This window comes from Okeania sp. (genome assembly GCF_035285525.1).
Lineage (GTDB): Bacteria > Cyanobacteriota > Cyanobacteriia > Cyanobacteriales > Microcoleaceae > Trichodesmium.
Genome location: NZ_JAYKGW010000252.1, coordinates 18,539 through 32,476, shown reverse-complemented (window position 1 = coordinate 32,476; position 13,938 = coordinate 18,539). Strand labels below are relative to the sequence as shown.

Annotated in this window: 5 protein-coding genes and 1 pseudogene; 2 read left to right on the top strand and 4 right to left on the bottom strand. The window is 34.5% G+C overall.

Going from position 1 to position 13,938, the window contains the following annotated elements; all coding sequences use genetic code 11:
* On the bottom strand, nt 1–2,854 hold a 2,854-nt coding region (locus VKJ25_RS23805; protein WP_324239136.1), incomplete at its 3' end, for a DUF4347 domain-containing protein.
* Nucleotides 2,855–4,493: 1,639 nt separating this feature from the next.
* Here VKJ25_RS23805 and VKJ25_RS23800 point away from each other — a divergent pair.
* A pseudogene (locus VKJ25_RS23800) lies at nt 4,494–5,513 on the top strand (IS701 family transposase).
* Nucleotides 5,514–5,830: 317 nt separating this feature from the next.
* Here VKJ25_RS23800 and VKJ25_RS23795 read toward each other — a convergent pair.
* Nucleotides 5,831–6,967 (bottom strand): mechanosensitive ion channel family protein, encoded by a 1,137-nt coding sequence (locus tag VKJ25_RS23795; protein ID WP_324239135.1) that lies wholly within the window; start codon nt 6,965–6,967, stop codon nt 5,831–5,833.
* Nucleotides 6,968–8,066: 1,099 nt separating this feature from the next.
* Here VKJ25_RS23795 and VKJ25_RS23790 point away from each other — a divergent pair.
* Nucleotides 8,067–10,298: a PDC sensor domain-containing protein gene (locus VKJ25_RS23790; RefSeq protein ID WP_324239134.1), complete on the top strand. Its 2,232-nt coding sequence runs from the start codon at nt 8,067–8,069 to the stop codon at nt 10,296–10,298.
* Nucleotides 10,299–10,838: 540 nt separating this feature from the next.
* Here VKJ25_RS23790 and VKJ25_RS23785 read toward each other — a convergent pair.
* A complete protein-coding gene (locus VKJ25_RS23785; RefSeq protein WP_324239133.1) occupies nt 10,839–12,305 on the bottom strand; it encodes an alpha-amylase family glycosyl hydrolase in 1,467 nt (488 codons plus the stop codon).
* Nucleotides 12,306–12,683: 378 nt separating this feature from the next.
* Entirely contained in the window at nt 12,684–13,352 is a 669-nt protein-coding gene (hisIE, locus tag VKJ25_RS23780; protein WP_324239132.1) for a bifunctional phosphoribosyl-AMP cyclohydrolase/phosphoribosyl-ATP diphosphatase HisIE, read from the bottom strand.
* Nucleotides 13,353–13,938: the final 586 nt, after the last annotated feature.

The window sequence follows — 13,938 nt, the reverse complement described above, 5'->3', positions numbered from 1 at the left end:
TGTTGAAAGTGACTGGAGTTCCGGTGTTGGTACTGGTACTGTCATCTACGGCTGTGGGATTTTGGTTGTTAACTGTAACAGTGATGGTGGCTTCGTTTGATACTCCTCCATTCTGGTCTGCTACTGTGTAACTTATACCCGTTGTTGTGCCCACAAAGTCAGCTTCTGGAGTAAAGGTGACATTTCCACTATCATCTACGGAGTAAGTTCCTTCTCCTTCTACTGTCCGAGTTGTTTGTCGTCCGTCCGTAGATGGGTCTAAGTCTACTGTGGCTACGTTCACAGTTCCATCATCTGGGTCGGAGTCATTTCCTGTAATGTTGAAAGTGACTGGAGTTCCGGTGTTGGTACTGGTACTGTCATCTACGGCTGTGGGATTTTGGTTTGGAGCAATAGTAACAGTCACCGAACCATTGGCAGTTAAATATCCTCCCGTTCCTTGATCTGTGTCTCCTGTATTGCAGTCATTAAAAGTATAGTCAATTTGAACAGAAGTTGGAGGAGTATCGCTACTGTTACTATAAGCAATTTGTTGTAATGCACTATTAACCAAGGCAGTAGTAGCATTATTGTTAAATATTAGTAATAAAGTGCCACCGCTGTTTGTTGTTACCGTTCCAATAATTGTACCATCTACTTCTAAATCTCCTCCTTCTGTTAAAGCACTTAATGTCCCGCTTGCACTAAAGTTATCATCAGAGTTAGCACCTCCATTTCTTGCGAGGGTTAAAATTGCACCATAATAATTGTTATTTCTGTTGTCTAGTTCATGATCGGCAATAGTAGCATCAGCATCAAGAACTACTGCATTACCACCCTTGTTAAAAGTAGGATTTGCATCTAAGTTGCTGAAAATAGGAGCATCATTAACTCGAATAACCTCAATTGTAGTAGTATGAACTGTGGTGCTATTCTCTCCGAAAATGTCGCTGGATTTGTTTCCGTTTTCATCCTCAAGAACTATCTCTAAAGTTCTGTCTGTAATATCTGGATTTTGGCTGTCATTTTTGTATTGAATGGCTTTAAGTGCTATTTCAAAATCATCTACACTGGCGGTATTGTCGGTAGTTGGTGCTAATGTAATGAATTTTTGGCCATTTGAATTTGTCCCTAGTGTAGCAGTTATACTTGTGGTTGTGCCTGATACTACTACAGAATTTGTTAATTCTGTACCATCAACTAAAAATTTTTCATCGTCACCATCAGGAGAATCAGTCAGAGTGATTGTTGCTTGCACTAATCGATCCCCATGAGTGGTGCTGGTTTCATCATCACTTGTATCCCCAGGGGTTCCATTATCATCTGTATTGATATAATCTCTAATAATTATGTCAGTGTCTACAATACCAACAGCACTAAGATCTTCTGTAAACGTAGTAGCGTAGTTTAGTTCTTCTGATGTATCTGTTCCATCTAAATCTATGAGTGGAATAACAAATGGAGATTTTTGGGTAGGGTTCGACATTCCATCGTTACTATTTGTCTCAATAGTATTGAAGAGCTCTTCTGCCTCTGGCGCAGTATCATAATTCTTAATGTGATATAGTGTCCCCTGGTTACTACTATCATTTAATGAATTAACACTAACAAATAAATTACCATCTATATCTGTCCAAGCTGCTCCATAAATGCTACCAGAAGTATTCAACCCAGAAATAACATTTTCTGAAGTGGTAACTGGAGCTGGGTTACTCTCATTAGCATTCGTGATGTCAACTCTGACTAACCTTCCTTGATCGCTAAGTCCATATAAATACTTCTTCTCTTTAATGCCATCGCCATCCTCATCAGCTTCAATATAAACAACATCAGATGGCATTCGCTTATCATTGGGATCTTTATTAGGAGGTAAAGTTCCAGATAAATTGATCCTGGTTCCACTACTAGGGTTGTTTAGATCAACTTTAATGAGTGTTGGTGATGATGTTTGCTGATCGACAATCCATAAGTTCTGGTCTGCATCAACATCTCCAGAGAATAAAAGTTTATTTTTATTTGCATCAGCTACAGAATCTCTAGTAATTGTTATGGGATTATTACTGGCATCAGTTACATTCTCAACAGTTCCATCTGAAAACACTCGAAGTAGATGATGTCGGTTGCTTGTACCTGTTCCAACTGCATAGATAAATACATTATCATTATTAGTCGCAAAACCTCCGGCATTATAATCAGAAGGTATGTTAGATTCAATTACCGGTTCATAACTTGCTGTTAATAGGTTCAGTCGAAATAGTTGTCCAGAAATTACCTGAAACAATTCTGGTTTTTCCTCAAACTCATCTGCCAGAATATGCTCCCACTGACTTTGAATTTGATCGCTAAAAACTAAACTAACCTCTAACTCGCCTCTAATAACTTCCAACTCCCAGTTACCACCCAAAGCAAGATTACCAGTTGGTTTTGCCGAAGCAGCAATATTCGCACCTGTAATTTTCTGGAGTTGTGCTAAAAATTCTGTACCTGCATCTCCCGCAGCAACACTACAACCATAAAGTAATAAATTAGTTACTGGCCAAGTTTCTAACTCCTGCCAATAATCATTTATATTCTTAATATTTAATTGACTATTACCTAAATACAAACATCCTGGCGCACCATGAGAAACTATATGTATAGATGATATGTCACGATATTTTTTAATAATTCTAGTAATCTGCTGAACACCATCTAAAAATCTATCAAGAATAACTACTTTTGTTTTGGGTAAAACTCCATTAGCTAGACTCTGGTAATCATCTACATTCGAGTCTATAAATACTATTTGTTGTGGGCATTCTAGTTGACTATAAACATTCGCAAACTGAATAGAATTTTGAGTAGATAAGGATTGGTAAAAGTTAACTTGAGACATTTAGAATATACTCCTTTAAAATTGATAATAGGTAAAAGTTAATTTATAAATAAGTTTTCTGATTGTGTATTTATTATATTTTGCTCATATATAAATAAATTCTTACTAAGCAAAATATAATATTATAAGGATTTTTATATAGTCAATTGGTGTATAACTTATAAAATACACAGATATATTTTTTCTGAGCATTATGCCTGAAAAAGAGGAATAAATGTAATGTAAGCATTCAGGTATTAGCTCTTAGAACTCAGCAACTATACTTTATCCTTAATAAATATAAAGCCAAATTTTCGACCTGATAATATTACTTACATAAAGAGTTTAAATAAAGTTTTTATTCCGTACAAAAGTAATACCTGATTGCTAATTACTGACTGCTGAATGTTTTTAATGTAATTATAGTAGTGCTCCATAACTATGATTATAACTAAAATATTTTTATCCGCCTTTTATCCCCCTCTTAAAAACGCAAAAATTCATTTATAATCTTTTTTTTTAATAGATATTTCATAGTATTCTCTACCATAGAATTATAAGCATTATCGCTCAAAACAATAGGAAAATAGGCGCATAGTGTTACAGAGAATAAAAATTCTAATTCTAACTTTCAACAATAATGTGAATTAGGGAAAAGTGATAATAGTTAAAGCACAAAGAAATTACTATAATCAGGAAGAATGTTTGAAGTTTTGGTAAAAGAGGGGAAATTTAGGGGATTTTGAATGCAAGGATTGACAAATTAGTAGCTATTTAGGGTTGACTTATGGAAAGTTTTCTGATATGGGGGGTAGGAGTCAGAAGTCAGGAGGAATGGGGAATTTAGACAAGTTAGGAGGAAGGATTATCCCTTGATTTTTCTGTATCGCGTCAACCCAAAATCCTAACTTTTGGAGCTTTTTAGAACAAAAACCTTTATAGCGTTGCTTTTAGGAAACAGGCAACAGGGAACAGGTATGGAGAAAGAATGAATAGCCTATAATATAAGGTTTTTAGCTATTGGACACCTCCGGCAATTTGTAAATATTAAGTGCGTACATTGCTATATATGTCAACTTCCCCTGTACAAATGTACTATGCTTTCTCTTGAAAGCTTCTATAGCAAAGCTTTCAGCCACTCTGCCTACTATGTTTATACATCAACACAAAAAATATATTTTGACTTATGAATACGTATCGTCATATGATAAAATATAAATAAATACAATTGCTCAGAATACTCAACTGGTAAAGCCAAGCGAGCTATTTTACCCAATAACGGGTAGTTAAAAAATTGCCTCTAACTACCTCTAGGCGGCCTCATACGACCTTTTTCTCAGGGGGGAAGTTCAGTTATATGTCAATACTTTAAGTTTAATCAGTAAGTCCTAATTATTTAATTTTCTGTTTTGCTTCTAACTTCAATTTTTATCGAATTGAAATAACTGGCAAGTTTGAGTTGAAGATAATTAGGCAGTATCCGATCCTTTTATTTACAGGACTTACGCAAAGACATTATATATAGTGTTTACTGTTAAAGTTTTATTTATTTAGCGATCGCTTGAACAACAAAATATAAAAACCTTAAAAATTTGCTTGATGCCAAATTACTTGTTAGACTAGATTAGTATCAGAATAATTACTTCTTAATGCCTTGAATATGAACTTTAATTATATAAAATATTGTCAATATTTAATAAGTAGTCAGAAAAATTATACTCTCACGAATCTTGCCGATCATCTGAAAAAAATTAGCTATGATCGAATTAATCGTTATTTAACAAATGTTGATTTAGGGACAGAAATTTTGTGGCAAAATGTTAGGGAGGAAATTGTTACTTCTGAAGATGGTTATTTGCTGCATTGATGATACAGTTATCAATAAAAAATATTCTCATAAAATTGAACTTTTCCGGTGTCAGTACAGTGGTAATGAACATGGGATAGTGAGTGGAATAGGGATAGTTAATTGCTTATATTTTAATTCTCATATAGAGCGCCAATCGGATCATAGATTATAGATACGATAATCCAGAAAGTGATGAAAAGAGTAAAATAGAATAATGTAGAAGAAATGATGTTTGATGTAGTAAAAAAGAAGAAAATACCAGTAAAAACAGTATTAATGGATATTTGGTATGCAACTCAAAGGCTAATGGCTTTAATAGATAATTTAGATAAAATTTACTATTGCCCGTTAAGAAGTAATCGTTTGGTAGATGATAGTGGGGGTATCAACAAATATCAAAAACTGGAAGAATTAAAATTGAATGAGTTGGAATTAACATCAGGAAAGGTTATCAAAATTAAAGGTTTTCCTAGAGATAAAAAAGTCAAATTATTCTGGGCTACTGTTTCTACAAACGTCAGCAGAATATATTGCTACTAATGACCTCAGTTATCAAAGTACAGACGACGTTGAGTTTGAGATTCGCGCCGAGATGGAAAATTGAGGAATTCCACAGAGAAATAAAACAACTAACAGGGCTTTAATTGTGCCAATGTCGTCGGGCAAAAATTCAAAAAAATCATATTGACTGTGCTATGTTAGTGTGGAATAATTTGAAAAAAATAGCAAATTTTCGTTGGAATTACTATTTATCAACTCAAACATCAATTGTCATCTAAATATCTAGTTTCTGCACTAAAATATCCGACAATTAAAATGACAGTTGTTTAAGTTTTTATAGACTGTTTAAAATCAGTAAAACTGGGGGATGACCATAATTTTTCAGGCGTTAGCGGAGCTTTGCGTCAGCAATCACTCTACGCACGCATACGCTATATACAGTGTCTTTGCGTAAGTCCTGATTTAAACAATAGGAGCTTGAGGTAAACTTTTTTGTTGTTTATCAGTACAGAATTTTTCAGAAAAGCTTTTACACTAAATTAAAAAAATAACACAGGTAGCTAATTACCTGTGTTGCTGTCAAAGATGTTTGAAAAATTTAGGGATATATCAAAGAAATCTTAGAATCTCAGAACATATTGTTGTAATTAGTTACTATCTTTTTTTGCCATTTTCAAGCTATTTGTATAAGATTCTTGGTCAGCAATGATATAGACGCTATTGGCAGCAATACCCTCTTTTTCTAATAATCTCATTAAACTCAAGCGAAATTCACGAGCCGCAGAAAAGTAACGAGCAGGAGTTATATATGAAACATATTTGATCAGACGAGCATTACCTTCTAGACCGCCGAACATTAGAGAATAATTGGGATAAAAACCATCTATACTTTTAAATATTCCGTCAATTCCTGCCATAATTCTCTCTACTTGATCTGCTGTAATACCGTCAATTTTTAAAGTTTCTGTAAATCCCCATTCTTGAACATCGCCTTTATCCTGAGACCAGTTATCTACAATACCACTTACCATTTTAGAATTAGGCATTTTAATAATAGAACCCCACTCCCATGAATATAATTTTGTTGTTCTTAAACCTATTTCTACTACCTGCAAAAAACCGCTTAATCCTGAAACCATTATCCAGTCTTTAGGTTTATACAATCTATCAGTATAGATAATGACAGCGCAACACCAATCATAGATAATATCTTTGAATAATAAACCTAGAGCAACACCAGCACCACCAAGCAAACCAATAAGAGCGCCCGCAGATTGTCCAAACAATACATCTGCAGCTTTAATAGCTACCACAACAACTGCTGCAATACGAAATAGTCTTGGTAAATAGGGAACTAGCAAGTCATCTAAGTCTGTATCAGTGTGCAGAGTTAAGGCTTCTAGCACCTTACCTAAAATGGGGGCTGCGGTGTAAACCGTATAAGCAATTAGAGCAATAGTGACTAAAGTAAGAAGATCGGATGTAGTTTTGTCTAACTCAAGCTTTTTTAAATCTACAGCTAAAAAAGTTTGTATTACCCATAGTCCACCTACCAAAACTAACCAAGATAGAGGTTTTTTGATGACAGCAATTAATTGATCGTCTAAGTCAGATTCAGTACCAGCCGCAAGATTCTCAATCGACTTAATGATTACTCCAGTAATAAATCCTTGCAGTATTAGTGTTAACAGCAAGATACCAAATGCAATTAATAGCTTATATGCTGGTAGGCCAGCAATATTGATTCCTTCTAAACTTTTTCCAAATGTTTCCAGTAATTCCATTTTTTTCCTCAATCAAATTTCAATTTAGATACTATTTTTTAGGAGAAAATACTTTTTACACAACCAGACTAGAGGATAGCATAATGCAAAATATAAGCAAATACTCAGTATGACAAAATTATACTTTTTAAATATGGCTGATATTTTTTTCTTATGGTTACTAGAAATATACTTTACCAATAATCTTTTTATACAAAGTATTAAGAAAATTAAAGTTTTCTTAAAATTGTTTAATTTTATAGTAAGAATCTAAGTTTATGGGATTTTCCCACAGTTAACAATGTAAGCAGTAAAAAATTATATAATTGTTTATTATACAAAACTTATAATCACCGACTATAATTTTCATGTCCTTGTGATGGGAAAAGCTAGGAAGTCTGGGAACTGTGGGTAGTAAGGAACTACCAAAATGATTTTTATACTTTTACCTGCCCAAAAAGATACCCTTGTACATAATACATAGACTTTTTATTCTAATTATTATATTTTTTGGTACAATTTTGAATTACCCATAATCGCAATATGATAAATGTTTTTGATATTAAGTAGTTGTGCAAAATTATTTGTATATAATTTCGTCTCTATGTCTGACAGAGTGAAAAGTTAATGCACAATTAATTTTGCTTAAGCATTTTGAGGTAGGGATGTTGTATTCAACATCCGTAAGTTAGAAGCAAGAAAAAGTAAATATTGACAAAAGGGGATAAATATAAAAATGACTGTCGGAAACGAATTGGAATTGCTTTTTGTAAGCACTTGTTCCCAATTGCACCTTTTTATAGCATTCTTTTTTTTAAGTAGTAAACCGACACAGCTAAAATGGTGCATGGGGTAGGGGTGGGTTTTTATTGAAGAGTTCAATGCTCAACCCAAGATTAAGTAAACCCGTCCTAATGCACAAAATTAATTGTGTCAATCCAGTAGTATAAATTATATATTTTAGTAAAAGAAGTAGTTATTCACAGAAATATAAAAAGAATCAATTATCAGAAATGGCCATAGCGATCACTGTTTCTTAAACACAAACAAACCAAGCCCAAAATCGTCAACATTTTTTGATATTGTTTCTACAAACGAAAATTATATAGGAGAAAAAATTATGACAATTAACCAAGAAATCGACGAAAATAAACCAATTAAAGAAGAGAAAAAATATCAAAAAATTAAAACTCAAATCTATCTTTTTCTACATCAAGTATTAACTATTAATAATGCTAGTAAACCACAAATCATAGCATTTTATACATCATTAATTCTAGGTGGAATTAGTTTAACACTTGCCATAGTAGGGTCATTATTATACAGCCTCGAACAAAAAGAAGTATTTGATAATGCTAAACACCAATCTCAAAGGGAAACAGCTAGAGTTGCCCTGGAGATTGATCGGCGACTATATTTTGCTCAAAAATCAGCTATTTCTATCGCTAACGCTCTGAGTTCTGGCAAATTAGCAGATGAGGAATTATTAGGACGGCTTAAATTAGAACTTGAAGAAAATACTGATTTTTTAGATGTTGGTGTTGCTTATAAACCTTTTGCTTATAGCCCAGATGTAGAACTTTATGCACCATATTATGCAAGAATAGATGACAAAATAGAGCTAACTGAAACTAAAGTTAACTATACAAAACCTAAATATGTTTGGTATAGTAATACCCTAAACAAGGGGCCAAATTGGGGTGAACCTTATTTTTGGAGTGCTCCTTCCCTTAATAGCGATCCAGTTGTCGGATTTTTTACTCCTTTTTATAACCCAGATACTCAAGATAAATCTCCACGAGGTATTGTATATAGCGAATATTCATTAACTAAAATTTTAGACATAGTGCGGTCTTTAAACCTGGGTAGAACTGGCTACGGATTTATTATTTCTGAAACAGGAACTTACTTATATCATCCTAATGAAGAGTATATTAAATCCCAAGCAAATATCTTTGATATTACCTATCAACAGCAGGATGAAAAACTTAGAGAATTGATTGTTGAAGGACTCAGAGGTAAGCCAGTAGAAGCCGCTTTAACAGATAAAGTAACAGGTCAAAATTCTTGGTTATTTCTACGAAAAACTAATCTAAATGGATGGCTAGTAGGAATAGTTTTTATTCAAGATGAAATTCTTCCAGACTCAGCACTTACAAGACGGAAATTAACTACTATTAGTATTGCTTACCTTTGGTCTGCTATTTTTATTTCAATTCTCTTATTGAGAGTTTACCGAGGAGGAGTAAAACGAATTTCATTAATATCATCTATTGTTAGTATATTCTTTGTCGCAAATATTGCTTTTGTTTGGAGTTTAGTATTGAAAGCAAGAACTTATACATCAACTCGAAACCTGTTACTTAGTGATACTGGTGTGAAACAATTATTAGCTCCTCAAATACGGTTAAGTAAAGAATTAAATCAAGACCCGCCTCTAATTGTTCCGACAGGAGTTTTCATTCAATCATTCGATCTGACCAGTCCGAAAGATGCTTTTGTCACAGGTTATATATGGCAAACTTACAAAGATGGAGTCCATGATGATTTATCTCGTGGTATTATGCTTCCTGATGCCATTGAAAATAGTGATTATGAACTAAGAGAAGATTATCGTTATAAAAAAGATGGGTTAGAAGTTATCAGTTGGTATTTTGCTTATACTTTTCGTATGGATTTTGATTTTGACTATTATCCTTTTGATGACAAAGATTTGAAAATTAGAATTTGGCATCAGGATTATAATAATGGAGAGTTAAATCGTCGGGTAATTCTTGTTCCTGATTTTCAAAGTTATACTGTAATTAACCCACAAACTGCACCGGGGGTAGACAAAGAAATTGTATTGGGAGAATGGTATCTCAGGGATAGCTTTTTTGAATATATATTCAAGACATATAATACTAATTTTGGAGTGGTTAATACTCCACCAAAAACTAATTTTCCTGAACTACAATTTACTGTCATTCTACAAAGAGATTTCTTGGGTTTATTTATTTCTAAACTCGGACCGATGATTGTAGTTTTGACATTGTTATTTGCTGTACTTTTAGTTACTAACTATGAGCAAACTATGGAAGTTCTGGGAGCTTGTGCAGGTTTTGTATTTATTGTTATTTTAGATCAGGTGACAGTTAGACAACAAGTAATTACTAAAGGAATTGTTTATTTAGAGTATTTTTACTTTGTTGTTTATTTGTATATTTTCTTAGTAGCTATTAATTTTATTCTTTGGACTTTGAATCCGAATCTTCCCATTTTTAAGTATAAAGACAACTTTATATTTAAGGCGCTTTATTGGCCAACTATGTTGAAGGTTTTGCTACTAATCACTATTTTAGTATTTATTTAAAATTAGGGAGTAGGGAGTAGGGAGTAGGGAATAGGTAGGGTTTGTGCTTCTTCAGTCTTTTTTAAGGGTAGGGACGTTGCATAAGGGGGTCTCTACGGGAGCGCTTGAAGGGGAGTAGGGGAGCAGAAAAGTAATTTTTTCTGCCCAATGACTTGCATAAAATGGTAACTTTTTGACCATTAAGAGCTGATTTTTCGGGAACCGTAAACCAGGTACTTTTTCCCACCTAAAAAGGCTATAACTTTTATCTGCAAAAACTTTGAGATTTAATCAGCAAACCCTAGGTAGGGACGTTGCATAGTCCCTACAGGGTCAGGAGAAATAGGAGTTATATCGTGTCGGGACAATCAGCAAGAAAAAAACCTTTTCCCTTTAAACCTTTGCTTTTTCTTCTGCCTTCTGCCTTCTGCCTTCCTTTATTAATTATCAAAGCTTTTAAGTGCATAAGCAAAATTAATTACACATTTTGTTAATTGTCTGTTCCCAGTTAAGTATTAAGTGTTCCCTATCTCAACTAGGAAATTAATTTGGCACGACTACTTAACTAATATCAAAAATATGATAACCCCATCCAGGTATATCCAAATACAGACCCCTTGAAATCAATTTATCTCCCAAGCGATCATAACTAACATCACTCATTAAATCTTGTACTTGATACATTTGACCTCTAAGACTCTCAAAAGGAAGTAGAACATAACATTGACTCTGTTCGGCAGCATAATTAACTGTTATCAACAAAAGTCGCTCATCTTTTCCTTTCCAGACAAAAGCAATAAAATTATTCCATGTAAAATTTCCTTCCCATGCAGCTATACATTCAAGTAACTGCCAATTTCCTTCACGAACAATATTCAGAGCCAAACAATCTAATAATTGATGGTAAAATCTTTCTAGTTTGGGAACAGCAGGTTCTTCAGGAGCGTCACATAAATGCACCGAAATTTTCTGAGACCAACCTTGTAACTGACCTTGATGGAAAAAACGTAAACCAGGGGTAAAATAAGTTAAAATGGCAGCAGCTTGATTGACTCTGGCTGGAAAAACTACATTTGCTCTGGGTTCATCGTGATTTTCTATAAACCTTGCCAACTTACTTTGAAAGTTAAGATCGGCATAAAGGTGCAGTCTAACTGGAACTGTTTGTTGTTCCCGGAGACGATCATATAAGCGTTTGTCATAAGTATAATCAAATCCTAACTGTTGCAGTTCCCACTCCAGATTCCAATAGACTTCTGCCATCAAGATAAAATCTGGATATTGTTGTTTAATTTGGGAAATGGCATCATCCCAAAAAGGTTCCATAGAAATACCCCAAGTATGCTGAAAAATATTCGGCAATAATAGCATTGCCATATCGCAGCGAACACCATCGCATAAACGAGCAATATTGAATAACTCTGCTAACATTGCCTCTTGTAATTTGGGGTTGCCATAGTTTAGTTGTAAAGCATCAGACCAACCTGGAAAATAAGGGTCTCTTCCATAAGCAAATATTTGACTACCTGTTGACGATTCTATTTGTATATAGTTGTGGGGTTCTTCTTCAAGATTAGCTTGGGTTCCCTGCACATAAAAGTCAGAGTTAGTTTCTACCCAAAGATGGTCGGGAGCAGTATGATTGGGAACAAAATCAAGCATAAGCTTTAGTCCCCGTTGATGGAGGCGATCGCGCAGTCGCAACATAGCTTCATTATCACCCAGATTTTCATGGATATGATAATCAGTTATGGCAAAACAAGACCCACAAATATAATCTTCATGGAAGTTGTCACCAAAAATTTCTACTCCTTCTGTTCGCACATCAGGATTAGCACGAGAAATATCTCGCCCCATGATTCCTGTTTGCCAAACTCCTAAAAAGTAAACCCAATCAAATCCTAGGTTTGCTATTTGATCTAGTTCATCATCAGGAATATCATCTAAGGTGGCATGATGACCTAATTTTTGGGATATTTTGTTGAGCCAAACACGAGTGTTGATTTGATATAGAGAAGGATTAATCATATTAAATAAGTTAATAAAGAAGGTTGCTATTCAAAATTAATCAAAAACGCTGCCAAACTATTAAAATAAGTTAATAAAGAAGGTTGCTATTCAAAGTTAATCAAAAACGCTGCCAAACTATTAAGATCAAACAATCAACTACCACAGGACTTACGAATGAACGCTATTATTAGGGTGTGTTTTCCGCCCTTGAGCGGACATGAATGCGCTCGCATTCCCTATACGATAACGCTCCGCGACATGAATGCGTTCGCATTCCCTATACGAAAAAGCGGTAGCGTTACGCACCGACACGCTATATTATAGATGCAAAAAACTATTGCACAATAGTTTTAACCACTATATTTAGGGTCGCTGCGTAAGTCCTGACCAAGTTACCTATTTATAGTATTTATTTTGTGGTCTACGTTCATCCAACTTTCGATACACATCTCGCAACTCAACGTTATGGTGAGCTAGAGCAACCAAAGTATGATAAAACAAATCTGCTACTTCTGCAGCGATCGCTTCTTTTTCATCATCTTTACAAGCCATTACCACTTCTGCTGACTCTTCCCCTATTTTCTTAAGAATTTTATTATCTCCTCCAGCAAATAATTTACAGGTATAGGAACCTTCTTGGGGATGGTCTCGGCGATCGCTAATTACATCAAAAAGCTGAGACAACATATCTGCTGGTGGTTTGACAACTTCTCGATCTACCTGATGAAAACAACTCCTTTCTCCCTTATGACAAGCAATATCGCCTATTTGCTCTACTCCTACTAATAAAGTATCGTTGTCGCAGTCATAGCGCATCCACTTAATATTCTGAAAATGCCCAGAAGTCGCTCCTTTATGCCAAAACTCTTGGCGAGAACGACTCCAAAACCAAGTTTGTCCTGTCTCTAGAGTTTTTTGTAATGATTCCTGGTTCATCCAGGCCATCATTAACACCGTACCATCTAAATAATCTTGAATAATAGCGGGTACAAGTCCCTGCTCATTGTAACGAACCCGATCCACTGGAATCAACTGACTTAAACTTACTGATTGAGAGGTAGACATTATGTGCCTCAAAAAATTTGCTTGTGTACTTCGGAGTTTAGAATATCTTTTGAGTATTTTCTAAATTTTTAATCTTAAATTTTAATTTATTTTTTGTCTTTATCATAAAAAATATAAATTGTCAAATAAATAGGGAGTAAGCGTAGGTTGGGTTGAAGAAGTGCGAAACCCAACATGAGCCAGGGATTAAAATCCCAGAGTTAGGGTAGGTTGGGTTTCGTTTCCTCAACCCAACATGAGCCAGGGATTAAAATTGGCTCAAAGCTAAAGTCCTCTTGAGAGGACTAGATATAGCAATGTACGCTGGCATATTTCATAATTTAGGGAGTAGGGAATAGGGACTTTATATGCAGCATCCTTGCAAATAGACATCTGCAAAAAGAAAAAACAGGGAATCAATTCTTATGTATAAATCATCAATTACTCCCCATTTTTAAACCCAGAAAGCCGGTACGAGGGTAGAAACCGGGTTTCTTTGCGCTCAAACCTAAGTTTTTGTATCAGGACTTACAAGGGAGGTACTATATCTATATTTAGTATTACTCCCTCTGTTTCAACCCAGAAACCCGGTACGAGGGTAGAAACC

Bases quoted from the DNA above. Each gene is read 5' to 3' on its own strand.
- VKJ25_RS23795 (WP_324239135.1), bottom strand. From the start codon at position 6,967: ATGGAATTACTGGAAACATTTGGAAAAAGTTTAGAAGGAATCAATATT.
- VKJ25_RS23790 (WP_324239134.1), top strand. From the start codon at position 8,067: ATGACAATTAACCAAGAAATCGACGAAAATAAACCAATTAAAGAAGAG.
- VKJ25_RS23785 (WP_324239133.1), bottom strand. From the start codon at position 12,305: ATGATTAATCCTTCTCTATATCAAATCAACACTCGTGTTTGGCTCAAC.
- hisIE (WP_324239132.1), bottom strand. From the start codon at position 13,352: ATGTCTACCTCTCAATCAGTAAGTTTAAGTCAGTTGATTCCAGTGGAT.